The 21,859-nt window shown below is 54.4% G+C and carries 16 protein-coding genes and 6 pseudogenes; 13 read left to right on the forward strand and 9 right to left on the reverse strand.

The window, feature by feature from the left end; translation table 11 throughout:
- Positions 1 to 93: 93 nt before the first annotated feature.
- The 3 genes and pseudogenes from tnpB to F3H41_RS15710 form a co-directional block, all read right to left on the reverse strand.
- Complete coding sequence (gene tnpB / locus F3H41_RS15700) at positions 94 to 441, reverse strand: IS66 family insertion sequence element accessory protein TnpB (RefSeq protein WP_149739623.1); 348 nt, start codon at positions 439 to 441, stop codon at positions 94 to 96.
- Entirely contained in the window at positions 438 to 851 is a 414-nt protein-coding gene (locus F3H41_RS15705; protein WP_244616224.1) for a transposase, read from the reverse strand. The genes tnpB and F3H41_RS15705 overlap by 4 nt, the downstream gene beginning before the upstream one ends.
- A 73-nt stretch (positions 852 to 924) precedes the next feature.
- Positions 925 to 1,256 (reverse strand): annotated as a pseudogene (locus F3H41_RS15710) (transposase); the annotation flags it as partial.
- Between the two features lie 161 nt (positions 1,257 to 1,417).
- On the opposite strand from F3H41_RS15710, the gene F3H41_RS15715 reads away from it, so the two are divergent.
- The 6 genes from F3H41_RS15715 (at position 1,418) to F3H41_RS15740 (ending at position 8,795) form a co-directional block, all read left to right on the forward strand.
- Entirely contained in the window at positions 1,418 to 2,206 is a 789-nt protein-coding gene (locus tag F3H41_RS15715; RefSeq protein ID WP_149739625.1) for a GDSL-type esterase/lipase family protein, read from the forward strand.
- Positions 2,207 to 2,380: 174 nt separating this feature from the next.
- Entirely contained in the window at positions 2,381 to 3,340 is a 960-nt protein-coding gene (locus tag F3H41_RS15720; protein ID WP_149739626.1) for an acyltransferase family protein, read from the forward strand.
- Positions 3,341 to 3,459: 119 nt separating this feature from the next.
- On the forward strand, positions 3,460 to 5,481 hold the full coding sequence (locus F3H41_RS15725; protein ID WP_188129482.1) for an acyltransferase family protein: 2,022 nt from the start codon (positions 3,460 to 3,462) through the stop codon (positions 5,479 to 5,481).
- A gap of 3 nt (positions 5,482 to 5,484) precedes the next feature.
- The gene (locus F3H41_RS15730) at positions 5,485 to 5,880 is read left to right on the forward strand and encodes a hypothetical protein (RefSeq protein ID WP_149739628.1); all 396 of its coding nucleotides are present in this window, start codon (positions 5,485 to 5,487) and stop codon (positions 5,878 to 5,880) included.
- 41 nt (positions 5,881 to 5,921) lie between these two features.
- Complete coding sequence (locus tag F3H41_RS15735; protein ID WP_149739629.1) at positions 5,922 to 7,268, forward strand: SGNH/GDSL hydrolase family protein; 1,347 nt, start codon at positions 5,922 to 5,924, stop codon at positions 7,266 to 7,268.
- 462 nt (positions 7,269 to 7,730) lie between these two features.
- The gene (locus tag F3H41_RS15740) at positions 7,731 to 8,795 is read left to right on the forward strand and encodes an acyltransferase (RefSeq protein ID WP_149739630.1); all 1,065 of its coding nucleotides are present in this window, start codon (positions 7,731 to 7,733) and stop codon (positions 8,793 to 8,795) included.
- Positions 8,796 to 8,957: 162 nt separating this feature from the next.
- Here F3H41_RS15740 and F3H41_RS15745 read toward each other — a convergent pair.
- Both F3H41_RS15745 and F3H41_RS15750 read right to left on the reverse strand, forming a co-directional pair.
- A pseudogene (locus tag F3H41_RS15745) lies at positions 8,958 to 9,047 on the reverse strand (ATP-binding protein); the annotation flags it as partial.
- Positions 9,048 to 9,194: 147 nt separating this feature from the next.
- Entirely contained in the window at positions 9,195 to 10,751 is a 1,557-nt protein-coding gene (locus F3H41_RS15750; protein WP_149739631.1) for an ISL3 family transposase, read from the reverse strand.
- 113 nt (positions 10,752 to 10,864) lie between these two features.
- On the opposite strand from F3H41_RS15750, the pseudogene F3H41_RS15755 reads away from it, so the two are divergent.
- Positions 10,865 to 10,990: pseudogene (locus F3H41_RS15755) on the forward strand (transposase domain-containing protein); the annotation flags it as partial.
- Between the two features lie 20 nt (positions 10,991 to 11,010).
- Here F3H41_RS15755 and F3H41_RS15760 read toward each other — a convergent pair.
- From F3H41_RS15760 to F3H41_RS15770, 3 genes and pseudogenes are all read right to left on the reverse strand, one after another.
- Positions 11,011 to 11,550, reverse strand: a pseudogene (locus F3H41_RS15760) (ATP-binding protein); the annotation flags it as partial.
- Entirely contained in the window at positions 11,547 to 13,043 is a 1,497-nt protein-coding gene (istA, locus tag F3H41_RS15765; protein WP_149739632.1) for an IS21 family transposase, read from the reverse strand. The gene istA and the pseudogene F3H41_RS15760, both read right to left, overlap by 4 nt.
- Before the next feature lie 136 nt (positions 13,044 to 13,179).
- Positions 13,180 to 13,296, reverse strand: a pseudogene (locus F3H41_RS15770) (winged helix-turn-helix transcriptional regulator); the annotation flags it as partial.
- A gap of 392 nt (positions 13,297 to 13,688) precedes the next feature.
- Here F3H41_RS15770 and F3H41_RS15775 point away from each other — a divergent pair.
- The 3 genes and pseudogenes from F3H41_RS15775 to F3H41_RS21590 form a co-directional block, all read left to right on the forward strand.
- Positions 13,689 to 14,030 (forward strand): annotated as a pseudogene (locus tag F3H41_RS15775) (transposase); the annotation flags it as partial.
- Positions 14,031 to 14,388: 358 nt separating this feature from the next.
- Positions 14,389 to 14,550, forward strand: coding sequence for a hypothetical protein (locus tag F3H41_RS21585; RefSeq protein ID WP_244616232.1), 162 nt, complete (start codon positions 14,389 to 14,391; stop codon positions 14,548 to 14,550).
- Entirely contained in the window at positions 14,547 to 14,729 is a 183-nt protein-coding gene (locus F3H41_RS21590) for a transposase (RefSeq protein WP_244616225.1), read from the forward strand. Before F3H41_RS21585 ends, F3H41_RS21590 begins: the two co-directional genes overlap by 4 nt.
- 229 nt (positions 14,730 to 14,958) lie before the next feature.
- On the opposite strand, the gene F3H41_RS15785 is transcribed toward F3H41_RS21590, so the two are convergent.
- A complete protein-coding gene (locus tag F3H41_RS15785; protein ID WP_188129483.1) occupies positions 14,959 to 16,179 on the reverse strand; it encodes an endo-1,4-beta-xylanase in 1,221 nt (406 codons plus the stop codon).
- Positions 16,180 to 16,440: 261 nt separating this feature from the next.
- Between F3H41_RS15785 and F3H41_RS15790 the strand changes: the two genes are divergently transcribed.
- The 3 genes from F3H41_RS15790 to F3H41_RS15800 all read left to right on the forward strand — a co-directional run bounded on the left by F3H41_RS15790 (position 16,441) and on the right by F3H41_RS15800 (position 21,316).
- Positions 16,441 to 18,438 carry an SEL1-like repeat protein gene (locus F3H41_RS15790; protein ID WP_188129484.1) on the forward strand — a complete coding sequence of 666 codons (1,998 nt, stop codon included), beginning with the start codon at positions 16,441 to 16,443 and terminating at the stop codon, positions 18,436 to 18,438.
- A gap of 140 nt (positions 18,439 to 18,578) precedes the next feature.
- Positions 18,579 to 19,808, forward strand: coding sequence for a VpsF family polysaccharide biosynthesis protein (locus F3H41_RS15795; RefSeq protein WP_149739635.1), 1,230 nt, complete (start codon positions 18,579 to 18,581; stop codon positions 19,806 to 19,808).
- Between the two features lie 344 nt (positions 19,809 to 20,152).
- On the forward strand, positions 20,153 to 21,316 hold the full coding sequence (locus F3H41_RS15800) for a glycosyltransferase family 4 protein (RefSeq protein WP_149739636.1): 1,164 nt from the start codon (positions 20,153 to 20,155) through the stop codon (positions 21,314 to 21,316).
- Positions 21,317 to 21,859 lie beyond the last annotated feature (543 nt).

The raw sequence follows: 21,859 nt of genomic DNA on the forward strand, positions 1-21,859 counted from the left end.
GAGTGCACTAGCAAGGTCGTCGGGATGCTGCTCGGCGTTGGTGTTCACGGCGAGATGGAATCATATTCGACCCCGCCAATCCAGTGCTTTCGCTCACCCTGCCGCCGTCGGCCGCCAGGTCTTTTGCGGCATCCGCCAGTCGATGCCTTCCAACAGATATCCGAGTTGTGCCGGTGTGATCACCACCGTTCCATCGGCCGCTGATGGCCAGATGAAACGACCGCGCTCCAGCTTCTTCGTAAACAGACAGGCTCCCTGGCCATCATGCCAAATCACCTTGATCAGGCCGCCGCCGCGGCCGCGGAACACAAACAGATGACCGCACATCGGATCGCGCTTCAGCGTCTCCTGCACCATCAACGATAGACCGGGGAAGCCCTTTCGCATGTCGGTATGGCCTGTCGCCAACCAGACCTTCACGCCAACAGGAACCGGTATCATCGCCGTCCCAGCACACAATCGAGAATGCGACCGAGCGCCTCCGTATCGATGTCGCTGTCCACCCGAACACGCCGACCGCGGCCCAGATCAATCGTCACATCGCTGCGCTTCCGGCGCGGTTGCGATGGGGCCGGCAACTCTGAGGCAGCGGATTGAGCTGCTGACGACGCGTCTTCCGAAACGATCACGGGCACCAAGGTGCTCGATACCTGCGTAGGGGGCTGCTCGATCCGGCAGAGTTCCTTGCGCCACCGAAATAGCTGGCTCACATGGATGCCGGCCGATCGCGCAATCTCGGAAAGAACCGCGCCAGGCTCAAGGCAGGCTGCAACAAGCCGCTCTTTGTCCTCGCGAGACCATCGCCGGCGGCGCTCGACAGACGTGATCACTTCAATCGGATGCTTGGTCATAGGACTACTCCTAGCGTTTGCACTAGGACTTCCAATGTTCGCCATCACCGAACAAGGCGGCACTCACCGTGGGCTTACGCTCCGACAGGCCCATGACGGCCTTCAGATGCGCGACGGCGTCACGCTTGGCGGCAGGCCCTACCATTTTTTTGCGAGAAGCTCGCGGAGCGCGGCTACATCCAGCATCTGCTCGGCCAGCAGTTTCTTCAGCTTGGCGTTCTCCTCCTCAAGCGCCTTCAGCCGCTTCGCTTCGGAGACCTCCATGCCGCCATATTTGGCCTTCCAGTTATAAATTGTCGCCTCGGAAATCCCGTGATTACGGCAGAGATCAGCCGCTTTCGCGCCAGCCTCCTGCTCCTCCAGCACAGCGATGATCTGTTCTTCCGTAAATCTCTGCTTCTTCATTCATCCGTCCTCAATGGACCGGACTCTAATCAACTCCGGAGGAAATTCTCAGGGGCAGGTCAATCGCCTTCAAGCCCGGATGCACTCTAATTTTCAAAACTCCGTCATGGCCACAGCATCCAACTGCCCCTATAAATGCCGCGGTAACGAAAGGAGATACCATGAAAAAGCTATCATCATGCGTTCTCGGCGCGATTCTTGCGACGGTCGTCGGCACAAGCGCATTGGCGAATGAGAAATGTTTCGATTTTGCTGTTGAGCAGGCGACAACCCCAGTGCCACCCTATGTGATCAGCGGAATGAAGATCACAAAGACCCTGATCGAAAAAATGCCGAGTAATCCAGATTTGGTTTTTATCGGGGACTCCCTCCTGATGCTGCTAGATAAAGAACTGAAGGCTGGCTTGCCGAACAAAGAAGTCTTCAATTTTTCCGTCGGGAGTGATCGCACCCAACACGCACTGTGGCGCCTTGAGCAAATCCCGACGCAGTTGAGCCATTCGCCGAAAGGCATTGTAATCCTTCTGGGCACAAACAATCTTTCGGACGGAGGTATGGACGCCTGCGGAACATTTGCTGGGCTTGAGGCAGTTATCAAAAAGACGAGAGAAATTTGGGCGAAGGCCCCGATCTTTCTGGTGACGGTTCCGCCGCGCGGTGCGGATTTCCTTCAGTTCGACAAAGAGCGTCTGCTCCTCAATGAGAGGATCTCCAAGGTCGCCGGCAACAATGTGTTTCCGGTCTTGCTCAGCGACCGTGAGATGACCTGCAACCAGTACGGCCGGGCACCGCTTCCCTCGAATACACTCGCTTGCTTCAAGGAGAATGCTTATACTTGCGGCAACTACAAGGACGACAACCTGCATCTGTTGCCACCGGCGTTGAAGGTCATCAACGCGAAGATCTCTGCGGCCAGCCTGGCGTCGATAGGTACTGACATCCTCAAGTGAGGCCTAACCAATGCTCGGAATAGCAGGCCGATCTACAAGGCCTGCCATTTCTCTTTCTGGCTGCCTCCAACACCGATCAACCACAGTCAAATCGCATCCTGCGCCGCTGATTGACCTTTAATCAGCATCGTGCTCATTCGCATTGCAGCAAAGAGACAGTCAGCGGAGAGCGGCATGCGGCATGCAGGAATTGAATTCGGCCGGGTCGTTGCTTTTATCTTCGTGGTTGTGATCCATGTAAATGCCCTGGGATTCTGGGGCAATGCAGAAATGGCTGGCTTTCTCACGGACGAGGCGTCCAGATTCGCGGTGCCTCTATTCTTCATGATTTCTGGCTACTTCTGGAAAGATAAATCCTTCGAATCGCCAGCGCTGCAACTCATTAATCTGGCGTGGCGCCTCGGAATACCCATGATCTTCTGGGTAGCGTTGTACCTGGTTCTCGAGTACAGCGAACTCCTCTATCCGCGAAGCTATTACCGCAGTGCGCTCGGCAATCTGCTCATCCCATTGAGCGGCGGACCCGGCATGCACCTCTGGTTTCTGCCCGCGCTCTTCATCGGGACAGCGCTAAGTCTGTTTGGAATTCGGCTGCTCGGATATTTCAGGTTTTTGTGGATTAGCGTCGGCCTTCTGGTATGCGGCATCATGCTGGGCACATATGCACATCTGTTCCATCTGTCCCTTCAGAATGTTTTCTATCGGAACGGGCTTTTCTTTGCGCCCTTCTTTCTTGCTGCGGGCTACACACTTGCAAAGCGTGGGTGGACATTCGGCGCAGCCTCCACCCTTGCGCTGGTCTGCCTGGGTTATGCGCTTCATGTGTTCGAGGGCTACTTTGTGAATGACCGCTTTCCCATGGGGCACGATTTCTCGTTCGGAACAGTGCCCTTTGCCATTGGTGTATTTGCCTTTTTTGCTCAGCTTAACATACGGCCTGGTCATCTCGCGAATTTGGGATCGCTCACATTAGGTGCGTACCTCGTGCACCTTCTCGTCCTCAAGTTTGCAGCTCACGTCATCGTTGATCGTGGGCCCGTCGTTGCTCTCTTCGTGGCGATCGCGACGGTTGCGATCAGCCTTACAATCGCCGGCATTATGAAGCGGCTGCCATTCGTCCGTCATCTGGTCTGACCAGCACCCTTCGTAACCAAAAACACATTTCTGGTTTGATGTTGCACCAGCGAACAGTTATCGCCTTAATCATACAGGGTCTATCGCCGTCGGAGCTTGGATAAGGAATGAACTTGCGAGTGGAAGCAGCCCAGCACTCATCTGGCGCCGCGGGACGGTTTAGGGCAGACATCAACGCCCTGCGGGCAATTGCGGTGATCTCTGTCGTCGCCTACCACTTTGGTTTGCCCCTTTACGGCGGATATGTCGGTGTCGACATATTCTTCGTTATCTCGGGTTTTCTGATGACGGGTATCGTTGACAGGGGCCTGACTACCGGCAACTTCAGCATATTGCAGTTCCTGCGAGCGCGGTATTTTCGAATCGTCCCCGCCTTGCTTGCAATGCTACTGGCGGTTGTCGCTGTCGGTCTGCTCATTGTCGATCCACTGACTGCCGAACAGATGTTCATGAACTCGCTCTATTCGCTGCTATTCGTGTCGAATATGGCGTACGGGTTCCAGAACAGCTATTTTGCGGGCGCCTCTGACAGCAACTGGCTGCTCCACACCTGGTCGCTTTCGGTGGAGTGGCAGTTCTATCTGCTCTTCCCCTTCGTCATGATCGCGATGAAGCGTATGCCGGTTCTATGGAAACGTCGGTTTTCGGTATTCCTCATATCAACCGTCTTGTTGTTCGCCTTTTGCGTGGTGTTTTGCATGCAATCGCGGCAATTTCTCCAGGTCGGCTTCTTCTTCCTGCCAACGCGGGCGTGGGAACTCACCGCAGGTGGATGCATAGCATTGCTGCCAAGGGACATCGGCAGTAACACGATCCGTAATCTGCTCACCGGCATCGGCCTGTGCTTGCTTGCCGTTAGTGTTTTTGCCTTCGACACCCAGATGGCATGGCCTTCTGCGCTCACGCTTTTGCCGGTGATGGGCACGGCTTTAATCATAGCCGCCGCATCCAATCACCTGAACTTCTGGAATTTCAAACCTGCTCAGACACTCGGCCTGTGGTCTTACAGCATATATCTTTGGCATTGGCCGATCATCGTGTTTCTAAAGTACTTCGATCTGGCAAATTCCTACGCCATGCTTGCCGGAGGATTTTCGCTGTCCATCGCAGCAGGAGCAGCGTCTTATGGTCTGGTCGAACAGCGGATGCGCCAGTTGATCGAGAAACGGCGGCTGACCCTTGCGTCTTTGGGCTTGGCATTGGCCTGCTGTGCGGCGTTCGCGATCGCAGGCGCCAGTACGTCGCAGCTTGAAAAGGTGCGCACGGCCGGCGCATCACCCGCCAAGTACCAAGAACTGGTTGCGCTCAGAGAGGTGTCGAGCGACTGGAAAGGCGGGGCTGCCTGCCCCACGCCTTTGACAGCCTTCGACGCTGGCAAGCGCTGCACGATAGGACAAGGCGAGCGTAAAATCCTCGTAATCGGCGATTCTCACGCCGAACAATACATTGCTCGATATGCAAACCAAACACCGCCAGAAACGCAGTTGACCTTCCTGTACAATGTGGGTTGCCCTCCTCTGCCTGGAATGGGCAGGAACCAGCCGGGGATGCACTGTGCATCTTTCACAAAGGCCGCGCTGGAAGAGGCAGCAACGGGCGCGTACAACCACATTGTGCTCATCGCCGCTTGGAGAATTTATCTGGATGGGTCTTTGGATTCGCCGGTGCCCAAAGAGGTCTGTGTTCAGTCCGGAACCGGCTGCAGCCCCGTCAAGGATAAAGCTGAATTCGAGAGCGCCGTGTCGAAAAGTTTGACGGATCTGGGCATGGCACTGCGTTCGCTGACGGCTAAGGACATTACTGTTTCAGTCGTTTTGCCATACCCCGAAATGCGCGATGTGACTGCCGCGGATCTCTACAAGCAAGCCTTTCTCTCTAGAGAACCTGTAGGATTGCCAATCTTGGACTTGGCAGACTACGATGCCAGTGTTGGATTCAGCAGGGACGCACTGACGCAGATGGCGACATCGGCAAATGCGAACCTGTTTGATCCCGGGCCGGCGCTGTGTTCCAGTAAGTGCACGTTTGTCTGGAAGAATCGGCCCATGTTCAAGGACGGGCACCATTTCGCCAACAGCGTTGTAACCGATCCTTCATTCACCTTGGTGGATCCTGCGATATTGCAAACAGAGAGAGAATAACATTTGCTGTATCTGTTATTCAGGCTTTCGATCGCCGCTATCTTCCTGCTGTCCGGTTCCTTGCTCTACAAGGTTGGCATAAATTACGTCGGGTCTGCCGGAAGCGTAATCGTAAAGCTTCACCCCTCCTTTTACATGTTGCTCATGTGTTTTGGCCTGGCGTTCCTGCCCATGCGCATCGGCACGGCGGGCGGATCGCACGGCTCTGGACTAGCAGCAACGTATACACTGCCATTTGCTGCCGGCATGATCGCGACGGCTGTGACCGCAGTGTTGGCGCGCTCCGGTACGGGCGATCTCTCTGCTGGTCAGCTCTCAGTGGAAATCAACATTCGTAATTTTGATCGGGCTGAAATGGCTTCATTTAGCAGATTCGATACTAATGAAATCAAAGGTTGAGAACAATGCACCTACTCCGGAGATCCCTTATCAAGGGGGCATTGGCGTTACCGTTCGCGCCGCCAATTAGCAATCAGATTTCCGCTGCAGAACGGACGGGACGCTATGGCGACAATTTCATGTGTTGTGCGACCCGCGGCAGGGTTCCATATATTGTCAGCGCTCCAACGGAAGCAGCAAACAGCCAAGCTGACACACGCAAGCGGTTCAGGATAGGCGGCTCCGCACAGGCGGCTATTAAGCTCGGATATTCTGGCTTTGCTGTTGTGTCCGATGGACCGATGAGAGGCAGGGAATCCCTGCCCGGCAACCATCAGCATCTTCTTGTTTCTGTTGAAATACCAACGGCCCCTACGCCTGTGGTTGTCTGCACATTTCGAGGCGACCTTGAGGGCGTCTTGAAGGATGGAGATGCAATTTACTTTACGGACCAACTCCTTCCACAGCAGTTCGGCCTGAAAGAGTTTGCCGCGAACTTGGATTTCATGGTGCGGGAAACTCGTCGGATCGAAATCGGTGATCGCTTCACGCGCTACGGGCAGTTATTCTCCCACAAAGGCGAAGGGACGGTATTCGGCAGCAGCGATTTCGAGCCCCAGTATAACGGCAGTGGTCCGTTGAGTGTCGGCTGGGGGCAGTCAATGCGATTTTGCTGCTTCGGCCCATCCTTAATCGTTGGACGCGCCGCGGGCGCAACTGGCATGTCAATTCTTGCCATCGGCGACAGCATCCTTAACGGGTCTAATGACGCGGCTTTTGGCGGCAGCAGTGATGGCTCTGACGAACAAGGCGGATGGTTCACAAGAGGTAGTTTCAACGTCAACGGCAGCGCAGTGCCGCACACCTTAATGGCGTTCAACGCGACGACAATTTCGCAAATGCTTCACGGCGGGAACGGTAGTGATCCGATGATGCGTCGTCGAGAGTTCTTCCGGTACTTCACACACTTTGTCGAGAACTTCGGGACCAACGATTTTGGCGACCAGGGCAGGTCGTCTCAAGAAGTCCTAAATGACAAGAAGGCCTTGTGGAAGGCAATTCGTGAGACGGATACGCGCGACCGTCACATAACCTCGGTGACGATTATCCCGCGCGTTTCTTCAAGCGATGAGTTCAAAACTGTTAAAGGACAGCAGCCAAACCCAGGATATGAGGACCGAGGCCAATCGAGATGGAAGCTGAACCTCGCAGTCCTCGAACTGCAAAAATCAGGAATTGGACCAGACTCAGTTTTTGACCTCGACGCAGTATTGAGGGATGAGACTCATCCTGATCGTTTCGCGGTCTCCGATGGAGCAGCATTGTCGAACGATGGTACCCATCCGTCGGTTAGCGGCTCCAAGGTTGCCGCCGAAGCGTTCAACAAGTACCTTTCACAGCTACGCTAAGGCACTTCAGCCCGGGAAAATTTCTCGAGGACGGGATTCATGACATTCAAACGAATAATTTCGATCATCGCACTTGTTTTGGGGCCTGGTGGTCGTGGTGCCTTCTGGCTATGCATTGGGATACATTGTGATGAACGGTGGACCGGATACTGAAAAAGGGATGCGATGGGACACGGGCAAGGGCCTGTCCGCCCTGAGGGAACGCGTCATGCGGCCTGATCTCTGCCTATTGTTCGGCACCCCATGCCTTATCGGGCTCTCAATAGCCGCAATTGGGGGAATTGGGCTACACTCTGCGCGTAGTCCCAAACGATGATTTCTGAATGGACGCCAAGTCACCTCGTCCACATTGTGGAAGGGTTGCAGATGGACGCTTTGGCTGATGCCCTCCAATAGCGCTTGCGCTGTTTTCCTCATTCAGAGTAACTGCAATAAGTTGGATATGACAAGCAGGGGCTAAACGTGGCTGAAGAGCGAAACCGACTGTTCTCTGTGCAGTACATGAGAGGCTGGGCCGCAACATTAGTTGTGTTTGCTCATACCTTCGAGCATCCGCTGAGCGAACCCAATCATGCGTTCCTGGTGTCTGGCCGATATGGCGTTGAGGTGTTCTTTGTCATCAGCGGTTTCATAATCACCTGCTCAGTCAAGGGCCGCCAATTCAGTCCTGTGGAGTTCATGCTGCGGCGAATTGCGCGCGTCGTGCCGTTGTACTGGCTAGTCACGCTTCTCGTTGCCCTGCTTTGTGTGGTGTTACCAACGTTATTCAAAACGACATCCGTTACCACGTCCCATCTCTTACAGTCGCTCTTTTTCATCCCGCATGCCGATCCGCGGGACATAACTGAGTGGAGCCCGCTTCATAAACCGGGCTGGACTCTGATATATGAAATGTTCTTTTATTCGTTGATGGCAGTCCTGTTTTGGTGCTCCAGCTTGAAGTCGCGTGTGGTCACTCTCACAGCGATCATCGGCGGCCTGACCGCATACGGGCTAACGCTTCCCGACCGTCTCTCGCCGTTAGGCTACCTGACGGACCTGCAACTACTGCCATTTCTGTTCGGCGTGTGGATCGGCGGTCTGTTTCTCTCTCGTCGCCATTGGTTTGCGCAGCCCGCTGTCCCCGTTGGGGCCGGCCTGGCATTCCTTGCATTCACAGCAATTGTCTACGTACCGTCCCTTAACCCGCTCGGCGATTTTGCCATGACCATAGCCTCGTTGTCTCTCCTTGCGCTTGCTATAAGCATGGAAGAACGCAGGACATTCCCGCGGATACCACTCTTCAAAGAGATCGGGGACTCCTCGTATTCTCTATATCTTTGGCACATGTTTGTGGTCGGACTTGGGTGGACCGTTCTAGGAAAGTTGTTCGGAACGACCGGCGTCGCCTATGCCCTGATCGGCTGTTTGATCGTGATGCTTAGTATTATTGGAAGCCACGTGGCTTTCCTTATCGTTGAGAAGCCTATGACAGCTTGGCTGCAAGACGCGATACGGCCGAGGTCCAAGCCCGCTATTGTGGCCTGATGCCTCCAGTCTCCGCTCCGATCGGAACTCTGTCAACGGCGGAGTAAAAACCGGCCATGCGGCGGCGCAAAAGTCGGCCACTGTGGCGCACGCATGAGACCGCCGGGAGGGCGTAGCCCGAGCGGTGGTCTCATGCATGCGTTGCGATTTTTTTGAGGGGTTTCAGCCGGCCTTTCGGGCGCGGCTTTGGGCGAGGCGATAGCTGTCGCCGTTCATCTCAAGGATGTTGACGTGGTGGGTGATGCGATCCAGCGTAAGCGGCAAGGAGACCCCATCTGGCGCGGTTGATTCTGAGAAGGGTATTTCGGACATACGAGTTCTCTGAATGTGAGGATCTATGTCTAGGCCTGTGATTAGGCATGGAATAAGGGCTCTGACGCAGTTTTGGTGGTCAGAGGTCTATCCAGCGCCAATGACACGGGCCTGAAGGAGGTCGATTTTCCCTCGGCCGTACATCTGGCGTTTTACAAGCTTGAGCTTGGTAATCTGCCCCTCTGTCTGTCCATTCGACCAAGGCAAACTGATCGCGGCACTCACGGCTGCCCGGTCTTTGGCGACACCATTGGCGAAGGCCGCGACCAGGCTTGATCGGGCGCGTTCCAGCCATGGTTCGAGATCGGCGAGAGATTTCTTGCGGATCATGGCTTGGAAAGCGGCGACGACTTCCCGCGCTTCGACGAGTTGCGGCACGCCGCCTTCAATCGCGGCAACCGTTACGGTCTGAGACTTGGAGAGATCGTCGCGACCGATGGTCATGAGGCGTGCGACAGTTCGTGCCGATGGCGTACGGCTCAACGCATCGCAATCCATCTTTTCAGCCTTTCGTCGACGGGTCGCCCATTCGGTTACGACGCGAAGGCAGCCATGGAATCCCTGGCGAGTCAGCTCTCGCCACAACTGTGTGCCATTGCGGTGACCGGCACTCCATTGAGCATCGAGCCATGGGAGATAAACTTCAAGCGAGTTCTCTCGCACGCGGAACACGTCGGAGCGCTGACCGCGTAGCACCCGCCTGACGAGGCCACGACTGTGCCCGGTGCGACGAACGATTTCTTTGATTGCAACACCGGACTTGGCCAAGTCCAAAATGACGGCGTTCGTGTCTTCTCGATGAAGATATCCCTGATATTGGATCCGCTCGGCGGCCGTCAGCAGGTCCGGGTTGATCGTTGCGGACCCGATCGCTGTTCTGATCTGCCGCATGGATTTGCGGACAGCATCGAGGAATGCCCGACTGGCATTCTCCATCAAATGCCATCGATCGGTCACTTGGGTTGCCTCAGGCAGTGCCTTGGCTGCAGCAAGGGCGTAGGCGCCACCACGGTCGCGGGCGACAACACTGATCTGTTGCTGATCCGAAAGCCAGGCCTGAGCGGTTGCCGGCTCTCGGTCCGGCAGAAGTGCAATGGTTTTGCGCCGTTCGAGATCGCAGATGATCGTCCCATAGCGCTGGTTGCGCCGCCACGCCCAGTCGTCGATGCCGATCACCGTCGGCGGAACGAAACGTGGGGTTCCGCGCCGTCGGACGACACGCAGCAAGGTGTCGTTGCTGACCGGCATCATCAGTCTGCGGGCGATAATCGCCGCCGGCCGCCCACCCAACGCAAGTCCGAGATGATGGACGATATGATCAAGTCGCGCAGTACGCCGCGCCCACGGCGCCAGGACATCTGTCTCGAAGCGCTCGGTAAAAATCCTTCGACCACACAGCACAGCATGGCAATAGAAACGGCGGGCAGTAATAACCAATCGCACGGACTTCCCCGCGATGGGCAGATCCGTCAGGCGTCGATGATAACGACTGTGTATCCGCTCCGATCTTGTTCCGCAGCCTGGACAACGGCTGGATATGTCAGTCGATCGGACAGTGAGTATGATCGCATCGCCAGCAGAAGCTGTCTCATCGATGACAAAGCCTCGAGGCACGAGCGCGGAGGGGCGAAGCGAATGAACCATGGCGCTGATTCCTATGCATAACCAACGCCAGCCGACGCCAAGAATTCATCAAAAGTGAGTCAGAGCCCCTTTTGGGAGCCGATAAGGGGTCCCGTTACGACGCCGATTGACACCTTCAGACGGCGAAGATGAACAACGTCGATCCACAGGCCTGGCTTACCCAGACACTCGAGCGCATAGCCAACGGGTGGCCCAGCAGCGAAATCGATACACTTATGCCGTGGAACTACACGGCCTGAACGGCCTCGCCTTGCCGCTTACTTGACAGCGGCACAAAGCCCAGTTCATCGATGATCAGCAGCTTGTAGGCGGCCATCTGTTTCTGGAAGCGGATGAGACGGCGTTCGTCACGCGCCTCCATCATCTCGCTGACCAGCGCTGCGGCCGTCGTGAAGCCGACGGACAGGCCCTTTTGGCATGCCGCCAAGCCGAGGCCTAGAGCCACATGTGTTTTGCCTGTGCCGCTGGGCCCAAGCGCGATGACGTTCTCGCGACGCTCAATCCATTCACAGCGCGCCAGGTCCAACACCTGCATCTTGTTGAGCTTGGGGATGGCGGCGAAGTCGAAACTGTCGAGGCTTTTGACGACGGGGAATTTGGCCGCCTTGATGCGACGCTCGACCTTGCGGCGATCCCGTTCGATCATCTCCCGCTCGGCAAGCCGGGTGAGGTATCCGACATGATCGACGCCTTCGGTGGCGCACAGCCGGGCCAGCTTCTGATACTCGCGCTGGAAGGTCGGAAGCTTCAAGGTCTTGAGATAGTGGGAAAGCAGGATCTCGGGCGCTTCGGTGCTCATGCCGCTTCTCCAGCATCCGATGACAGAAGACGCATATAGGCCTTCGCCGAGGTCGTCTCGACCGTCGCCCGCGGCAGGTAGGGATAGATCGCCAGGTCCAGCCGCGGCGGCCGGCGTTCTACGCGGCACAGGATCAGATGCTTGATCGCGTCGAAGCCGATCGCGCCGAGCTGGATGGCCTGCTTCACCGCCGCATGCAGGTCGGCGAGCTCGAAGCTTTCCAGCAGGCGAAGAACCTGCACATATTCCCGCCGGCCATGCTTTGCCATGCGATCTTCCATCAGCCGGCGCAGCGTGGCGAACTCTTGCGGCAAGTCCCATCCTTGCAGAGGTGCGGCCTGATCCAGCGCATTGATCTTATGCTCGATCAGCGGCAGATAATGAACAGGGTCGAAGATGACGTCTTCGCGTTCCCAGCTCCGGGGATGGCGAGCAATAACCCCGCCGCGGCAGCCGATCACCACAGCATCGACATAGCCCCGGACCCAAACATCCTGATGGCCGTAGGCGACCGGCACGGAATAGTCGTTGGTCTTGTAGCGCACCAGCGACTGGGCCGTCACAATGGCGCTGACCTGGTCGCAGGCATCGAAGGGAGATGCCGGCGAGGGGCGCATGGCGGCCAGATCGCGCTGTAGCCGTTCTCCGATCGTCTCGCTCTCGCCGCGCAGCTTGTCGCGCTGGCGTTTGCGGCACTGCTCTTCCAGAAAGGTATTGAACGCATCCCATGTCGGAAACTGCGGGATCGGAACCATGAAGTTACGCCTGCTATAACCGACGAGACCTTCGACATTCCCTTTATCGTTACCCTTCCCCGGCCGGCCATAGCGGTCGCGGATCAGGTAATTAGACAGAAATCCGCTGAACAACGTCGCCCGCTTGCGTGTGCCGTCGGGCAAGATCTTGGCGACGAGGCAGCGATCATTGTCGTAGACGATCGATTGCGGCACAGCCCCGAAGAAGGAAAACGCATGGACATGGCCATCGACCCAGGCCTCGGCCACCGCCGCCGGATAAGCCCGCACGTAGCAGCCGTCGCTCTGCGGCAGATCGAGCACGAAGAAATGCGCCTTTTGCTCCACGCCGCCAATCACCACCATCGCTTCGCCGAAATCGGCCTGCGCGTGGCCAGGCGGATGCGACAGCGGCACGAACACTTCCCTGCGACGCTGCTCCCGTTCGCGAATATAGTCCTTGATGATCGTGTAACCGCCCGTGAAACCGCACTCGTCACGCAGCCGGTCAAACACTCGCTTGGCCGTATGGCGCTGCTTGCGCGGCAGCTTCACGTCCTCATCAAGCCAGTGATCGATCGTCGAGATAAACGCATCAAGCTTGGGCCGCCGGATCGGTGATTGCCGCTGATAGCCGGGGGGCGTCGAATAGGACAGCATCTTGGACACGCTGTCGCGCGAAATGTTGAAATGCTTTGCGGCCTGACGCCGGCTCATTCCTTCAGAGCAGGCCAGACGAACCTTCAGATATAATTCCACGGTATAGATCCCCAGGCCCTCCTGCATGCGTCGCAGAAGGAAAATAGGTGGCCGACTTTTACGCCGCCCGAAGCGGGACTATCCCGCCGCTACCGTGGTCTAATTTTGCACCGCCGCTCTCAATCGTGCCGGCGCTCAAATACTTCGCAATCGTGTTCCGCGACAGGCCGGTGCGCCGACTGATCTCGCGTATCGATAGCTTCTCGCGCAGCGCCATCCGGCGGATGATGTTTAAGAGTCCCATGTGGATCACTCCGTTGCCCCCGTCGCTCTCCGCGTTGGGGGAATGTTCACATGGCTCAATTCTCAATGGAAATTATGCGCCTAACCGGCTCAGTTCTGCGCGGAAACCAACACTTGAGGGTCAGGCCCAGGTCGGTGTTCCACCACCGGCTTGGGCCGCTTGTTCCGGACCATCCCGGAACTGTTCTAACCTGGCAGGACCCGCCGCCGGGCTCAAGGACCTTCTCTGCAAGAAGGAGAACGAAACGGGGCCATGGTTAAGATTGGGCTCAGAGTCGCAAGTCCTCTACAGGTCGCCCCGAGAATGAGCTGCTGTCCGACATCAGCGCCCATGAGACAGACCTGGCTTAATTGAGAAGAGAGGATTTTCGGCTCATCGTAGCTCGATCAAAGGAAGCGAAGATGAAACAAAATTCCGGGCCGCAGACTTCGGCGACCGAGAAGACGATCAAGAGCATCCGCCGCGCCACGCGCAAGCACCATTCAGCCGAGGACAAAATCCGGGTCGTCCTGGAAGGTCTGCGTGGCGAAGACAGCATCGCCGCGATCTGCCGCCGTGAGGGGATCGCGGAGAGCCTGTATTATAGCTGGTCGAAGGAATTCCTCGAAGCGGGCAAGAAGCGGCTTGCAGGCGACACGGCCCGTTCGGCAACGAGTGACGAGGTCAAGGCCCTGTGCAAGGAGAGCCGCGACCTGAAGGAGGCGCTGGCCGATCTCACCCTGGAGAACCGTCTGCTCAAAAAATGTGTTTTGGCGTGGAAAGTTTGGACGCCGAAATACATCCGGGTAAAGGCTCTGGTCGATCGATAGGCTAACTTCTTCCGGGTCCGGCGTGCTGGCGATCATCCCATTGCCGGAGAGGACACTGTTGAGGATCGCGGCTAGCTGGGAGGGCTGATCAATGTGGCCATCATTGGTACCGCGCACCGTATCCACCATGGCGCGGGTGATCGTAAAACACTGCTTCGGCGTGCCGGGCAGGGTGAGGTCGAAGGAGAACGATACGTCCCGGTGCATGCGAAACGGCGTAAAGGAGATCGGGAAGTAGGCGTAGGGGTTATCGAAGTTCGAAACCGCGCCGTTCTGCCCTCTTGGCTTCGTCCTGACGTGCGGAGAGGCTTCGGATTACAACGCCGTTCCGGGCCTTCTGGCGATACCGGTTTACAAACCGAGGCTTTTCATCGCCGACAAAGGCTATGATGGCGACTTCCTGCGTGAAGAACTCCTGATCCACGGGATCAGACCAGTCATTCCGCGCAAATGAAACCGCCGGCCTGCGATTTTCGGGCATACAAGGACAGGAACCGCATCGAGCGGATGTTCAACCGTCTCAGGCAGTTCCGGCGCGTCGCGACCCGATACGACAAGACACGAAAATCCTTCTCGGCATTCCTCGCCTTGGCAGCCCCGATATCGCTGCCATACTTTGTCAACAGGGCCTAGATCTTGGAGAAGCCGGTAATGCCCAGCGCTTTGCCGAGGTCATCGACGGATCGGGTCGAAACGCGCTTGATTGTTGATTTCTACAGAGAGCTGACCCGGCGCAGCCTGATATCTCAATTTAGAACTCACTTCTCCGTAGAAATCAACAATCTCTACAAATCGATTGGACATTCAATTGTAAATGTTTCTGAACCCAAAATGCTGAGGGTATTACTATACGCAATTCGGGCTAATTTGCCTTCTGTTCGGATTGATCGCCAAGAGCAGCGAGCATTGCCGCGTACATCAGTTTGGGTCTGAACTTGGCGTCAAACGGCAGAGGCCGCTCGTTCTGCGGAATGTTCTGCGCCGTACCGGGTCCCCAGCTGCTGTCGATATCCGCGATGCCCCATGTGATCAACTGCCTGCCAGTATCTCGAACAAATGGCAGTGATACGCCAAGAAAACGCTTCACCAAATCTGCAGCCTTCTGATCATATTCGCTCGGTGAATATTGATCCGGCAGACGCGTATCGGTCTGGCGACCAATAACATAGCCTGTTCGACAGTCCAGTTCGCCAATGATAATTTTGAGTCCTAAATTTCTCGTGAGGTCACTTAGAAAATTATTCAACTGTCTCTCGTCAAAACCAAGACGGAACTGCAGGTGGCCCTGCATATTGTAGCCGTCTATTGGTGCGCCCGCCTTCAGTGCCCGTTCTAGTGCATTCAGCATAAAGCGAACTTGCAGGATGTGGTAACCATCTGTAATCTGTTCGGTATGATCGTGACACCAATAGAGCGGCGTGTCTTTGAAGAGACTCCGCGCTTTCTTGAAAGCATAAGTAATGTATTCAGGGCCGCCAGCTGCCTTGTACCACGAATTGGGCCTGTAGCCGTTGGTATAAACCTCATTTGCATCCATCAATTCGTTCACAACATCAATGTTCACTGCTTGTTGGACGCCTGGCACCGCCGCTATTCCGTCGAAATGAAGATCGAGTATTTCCCGCCAATTGTCTTTGTTGAGTTGACTGTGGACCCAAGACGGATCATGACCGGGATAAAGCATGCAATGAACGCGGAACTGCTTGTTGTCAGCTTCGGCGCGCTTGATGAAGGCGCTTGCCATTGCGGTACTGAAATAGCCCTCTTTGGGCTGGAAGTGTTCCGGTAGGAAGGCGATGCCCGGCACGTACAGTTCACTGTGAGCGCGGATAAAGTCGGCAAGGGTTTCCTCGCCGCTCGGTGGAATTTTGCCAAGTCGCCTGTCCGATTGAATGGCGACGCCGTAGGTGATACCCGCAGCCTTCGCGACCGAAGCAATCATTTTCGGTCCATCTGGCGCGCAGTTGTTTTCCCTAAGTTTTGTATTGCTGAATGCGACTATGGGCTGCGCCTCCATCATAAGTCCGGCCGATGTAAGTGCGGCAGTTTTCAACCACTCCCGACGGCTCAAATTGTTGATCATCTGCATCATTCCTAGCATGGTGTGAAACCTGCAGCGCAGTGCAGGAAGTACAGCTTGGGGGCATCAGCTTGGTCCATACCCGGCTCGCATTTTTTAAATCTACATGAATTTTTTATTTTCGCGCTGCGATGCGACAACAAAGTTGTTCAAGTGCGTTTTGTGCCTTCGTCAGGGTAGTTTTAGCACGCACGCAAATACGCTGCCGAATGACACATATTTCAATTGGCTATGAAGAAAACATGTCAAAAATTCGAGTGTGAGATGGGATCGCTGACCCGCCAAAATAGATACTGCGTGGCGATGAAAATTGCGTCGCGTTGCAAAAAGGTGGACACAATAAGCAGACCAATGTTTTATCAGTTATCAACAATTCGGCGCAAGAGGTATGCTGTGAAGGGTTTTAAGAACGTGTTGTTCGCCGGTTTTGTCGCAACTTCAACCTTGGCCAGTCCGATACTCGCATCCGCCCAAAATACGGGCGCTGGAGATCTATCCAAAGAGGATACGGGTGAATTGGGCGAATTCCTTAAGGGAACCCATCCCATCCCACCGGTCGATAATGTAGTCGGCGAATTGGACGCGCGAGCTAAGGGTGGTGATGCGAAAGCTATGCGTATCCTTGGTGATTTTTATCGCGATGGGAAGGCGACGCAAAAGGACTTAAAGAAGGCAATTTCCTATTACGAGCAGGCTCTCGCTCATGGCGACAAAGGCGTATTAAATAACCTCGGTGAAATTTATTACCGAAGCGGCGACGAGCTCGGCTTTGATGCCAAAAACGCGCTGGGATATTATCAACGCGGTGTCGACAATGGCGACCGCTGGGCTATGGCTGGTCTCGGCGATGTGTATCGGGAAGGCAAGTTGATCAAGCATGATATATCCAAGGCGCTTTCGCTCTACCAAAAAGCTGCAGATCTCGGAAATAATTCCGTTTTGGCTCGCATTGGGGATATTTATCACCGCAACGGGGATGAACTTGGTCTGGACGCGCAGAAGGCAATTGGCTTTTACCAGAAGGGTGTCGACAATGGCGATCGCTGGGCTATGGCTGGTCTCGGCGATGTGTACCGGGAAGGCAAGCTGATCAAGCAGGATGTGCCGAAAGCCATTGAACTTTATCAAAGGGCAGCCGAGTTGGGCAATTCTGCCGCGTATGTCCGGCTTGGTGACCTCCACCGCAGCGGCGCCACTTTTGGACTTGATCCTGCAAAGGCGGTCGCTTTTTATCAAAAGGGTATTGATAGCAGAGAATCCTGGGCTATGATCGGGCTTGGCGATATGTATCGCGAAGGCAATGCGGTGCCTCAGGACCTCAGAAAAGCTCTTGAGCTTTATCAAGCAGCGCTTGGACTAAAGAATACGGCGGTGCTGACGAAGCTCGGTGAGCTCTACTATCGCAACGGGTCGCAAATCAATCTAGACCAATCGCTGGCGTTGGACTTTTACCGTAGGGGTGCGGATCGGGGCGACACATGGTCCATGATGGGTCTCGGTGACGTCTACCGGGAGGGCCGTATTGTAACCAAGAATGAAAAGCAAGCGCTGTCCTACTACCGGACAGCGTTAAAGGCAGGAAATCAGCGAGCGTACGCGGCTGTCGCAGGTCTCCTGTTGAATGGCTCGCGGGTCGAGCAGGCGGAAGGCCTGTCGATGGTAAAGGAAGGGATCGCCAAGGGCCTTCGCGGATTGACGCCTCTCATAGCTGACGCCTATCTCCATGGCAAAGGTGTAAAAGCAGATCCGAAAAAAGCGATAACCATCCTGAAAAAAGCTTCTGAAGGGGGGGATTCCTTTGCAACGCTCAGGTTGCTTCAAATTTACACTGATGGTTATAATGGCGGCTCGAGGGCTTTGAAAAGTGCGAGGGCTCTTTTGATCCAAACCGCTGATCAATTCACGCCCGATCGGCTTGCAATTGAGCGGCTCTCCATTGAGGGCACCGCAGCCAAATCGAAAAGCCAGATGATGGCGTTCGCAACAGAACTTAAGGCATTGCCGCCATCCAGCCAGGCAGCTATCGTAAGCCGGGTTGCGTGGCGTAATGAAAACGCTTTCGTCTACGCGCTTCAGGCACTGATGAAGGATCAAGGGGTGTACAATGGACAACTGGACGGTATGCTCACCTCCTCCACGATTTCTAGCCTTTATGGTGAGTGCATTAAGGTGGCATCTCAGCGTGTTTGCCAAGCCGGACCTTTAAGCCGAGAAGGGCGTATTACGCTGAACGAGTTGTTTCGCGCACGCGGCGCAAACTGAGTATATCGGTTCACATTTGCGTTCTTTGATGTTCCTACCTACGACCTTCGCTTTAAAGCGAAGGTCGTAAATTTTGCTAGTTGTGAGGTGAGTATATTTGGATGCCCGCATTTTCTAGAGCACGATGGTTAAGAGATTAGATGTATCAATTTATAATTAAAATTACAGTTTTATCCATGTTCCTGCTCCTTGATGGAGCGCTAGGAGTGATTGGTTACAACTACACGGGAACCGAGGGAACGAATCTAGAAAAAATTCATCCCGCATTGTTCCTGCTTATATTATTAGCAGGTCTGACTTTTATTTTGCCGAAGACGCGCAACCCCATTCCCGCATGGTTAAAGGGCGCCTATTTCGGCCCGCTGATTGCTGCGGTTATCGCGACAGTTGTGGCGGTCGGCTATTCGCGCCCTGCGACTGGAGACATCGCAGCCGTCATTGTGACGTTTCTAGCCCCTCCGTTGCTTGCTTATATTCTTCAATATTCTTCCGAAAGGACACTACACTTTATCGCCGTTTTCGTGCCGCTGTTTTTTGTGGTCAACTCGGTTATCGGTATTATCGAGAATCTGACCGGCTGGCGGCTGTTTCCGTATTTTGTTGGCGGTATCGATATCACTTTTGACAACAGGCCGACTGCAATGCTTGGGCATCCTTTGCCTAATGCGCTTCTCACGGGTGTTGCTCTGATCATGCAAGTCGCCCAAATGGTAAGTCAACGGATCAAATTGCGCAGCGTGCTCATCGCCATTCTATACTTTGCGGCCATGTTGTCGTTCGGTGGGCGTGCGTCGGCAGCCGCGACTATGTTGCTATTGGGTTTGTTTCTTCTCTCTAGGACAGGCGTTGTGGGGAGGGTCAGACAGGTCTATTCTAGACGAGCTGCAAGCATTCTGATTATTGGGATTTTCGGTGGTCCGTTACTTCTCGCCACCGGGGTATCTGATCGCCTTGTAGAGCGCTTTCAAGGCGCCAACCAGAGTTCCGAGACACGTTATGTCGCATTTATGGTGCCGGAGTATATGACTGTACAGGAGTTGTGGGTGGGAGCAGACGCGCCCAAAAGAACGTTAATCCGAGAGATCCTGAATACGCCTTGGGGAATAGAGGTGTCGCCAGTCGCTATGACCCTAGCCTACGGACTTCCCATAGCTATCATGCTAATTATATCGACATATTATCTACTGTATCGGTTTGCATCGGGTGGAGTACCAGGCGCGTCGTTCATGGTGCTGCTGGTGATCGGCGTGTCATGGACATCGCTCTCCATTGGAGGCAAGACGCTACTCATCAGCCAGGTAATGATCATATTGCTGGCCACAAGGCAGCAATACGAGGCCTATATCAATCAGCGAAGCCATGGGGAGTAGAATTGTTAGTTTTTTCCTTGACAAATCGCCGGGGCTTTAAGGCCGTCATCAGACAGAGAACGCAAGAATATTGCGGCCCACACGCTCTTTGAGATATGAGTGATAGTCGCGATTTCATAGCAGTCAATATGCTGACATTTATTTGGTCTATATTTTCGATGTCGAAACAGGTTCGTTTTAGCCATATTGCGTTGTGAACGAGCAGATGAGATCAAATTTCTTCTTGTGGGAAAGCTTTTGTTCAGAAAATATGTTATATTTTATTTTTCAGCGTTTCATATTATAATTACAGTACTATGTACTGGTCGTCGTTTTAATTTCAAGAACATTTACCGGCGGGTATTATGGCTATAGACGTTCTAATGATTGGTTTGCGTAGTGTCGTGGGCGCGCAGGGCGGGGTTGAATCTCACGTTCGTCACCTTGCTGGAGAGCTCGACAAACTTGGATTGAGGGTTTCGGTTGTGGTTCGCACGCCGTATGCTGCGGCGGGGCAGACTCTTGCTGGGACGCGGGTAAAGATTTTCCGCCTTTGGGCTCCGCGATCCTCATCAGCGGAAGCTTTCGTGCACAGTTTTCTAAGTGTTCTGTATGCAGGAGTGACTCGGCCGCACGTAGTACATATCCACGCAATCGGCCCCAGTATTGTGGCGCCGATTGCGCGTCTTCTTGGCCTCAAGGTCATAACGACTCATCATGGCGAGGATTATCGCCGCGAAAAGTGGGGGGCTTTCGCAAGGCTGATCTTGCGATGCGGCGAAATTTGCCAAGCACGATTTTCCCATGGCTTGATTTGTGTCTCCAAGACGCTAGCGGCAAGATTGAGTGAAAAATATGGCCGAACGTTCTCTTATATTCCGAACGGTGTCGTAGAGCCGGAAAAATTGCCGTTTTCCGCCGTACTTGAAGAATTGGGGTTGAAAGCCGGAAAATACTTAGTGACTGTAAGCCGACTGGTGCCAGAAAAGCGACATCTCGACTTGATCGAAGCCTTCTCTAAGGTCAATATTCAAGGCCTCAAGCTGGTGATAGTCGGAACAGCGGACCATAAGTCAGAGTATGCACGGCAAGTCATTAGGGCGGCGGAACAAACGGAAGGCGTCGTTCTTGCCGGTTTCCGCAAGGGCGCCGAATTACAAGATCTATTTGAACACTCCGCCGTTTTCGCACTGCCTTCTTCGCACGAGGGTTTGCCAATAGCATTGCTGGAAGCAATGTCATACGGTTGCAAGGTCGTTGTCAGTGATATTCCACCTCATCTAGACTTGGAGCTGAGTGAAGATAACTATCATAAAATGGCCAATCCGTCGGATTTGGCCGCAAAGCTCGTGAAGCAAATTGCAGGCGATGACAACGTTAAACAAGACTGGAGCAGCAAACTTCAACAATTCCGATGGGACATAATTGCATTAAAGTGCTTGGAAAAATATGGGGAGGCTAGTCCAAGAATAAAAATGCACCGATATTCATCTCGATCCTCGGCGGATAATGTAAAAAATGAATTATAAACAGTAATTTTGTGCATTCCATCGGCAGATTTTTCATATTAGATGAATTTTTTTGGTTCCATTTTTATTACCGGCTCGCGCACAGGACGTTCGTTGGTATAGCTCGATAGCTGCAGCGTCGCGAACTGATGCGCCGCCTCGATGCTTTCGATGATGTATTCATCGAGACATTCGGATTGGACAGTGCATTATTGAGGGATGGCGGCCGACAACTTGGGCGAACTGGGCTGCTGATTTTTACTAACGTTTGTATGACTTGAGATCGCGGGATAGTCTAAGTGAGAATTGATGTTTGTTTAAGCCGGTTCTTGCGCCATGGAGGCGAGAGCTCTGGAGTGATCGACATGAAAACCAGCTTTGACAATTCCATCAGTCGTCCGTTTCAGGCATTACGAAAGGCACCGAGGCAAAAGATAATAAAGTCATTGTCTACGAACCTGTGCTAACAGAGGCCAATTTCTCTCTCCTGTTTTGGATGACCTTGAGGCTTTGAATTTGCAGGCACATCTGATCGTCGCCAGCCGCCTTTGCGAAGAATTCCGC

The sequence above is a fragment of the Rhizobium sp. RU20A genome, assembly GCF_900155885.1.
GTDB lineage: Bacteria > Pseudomonadota > Alphaproteobacteria > Rhizobiales > Rhizobiaceae > RU20A.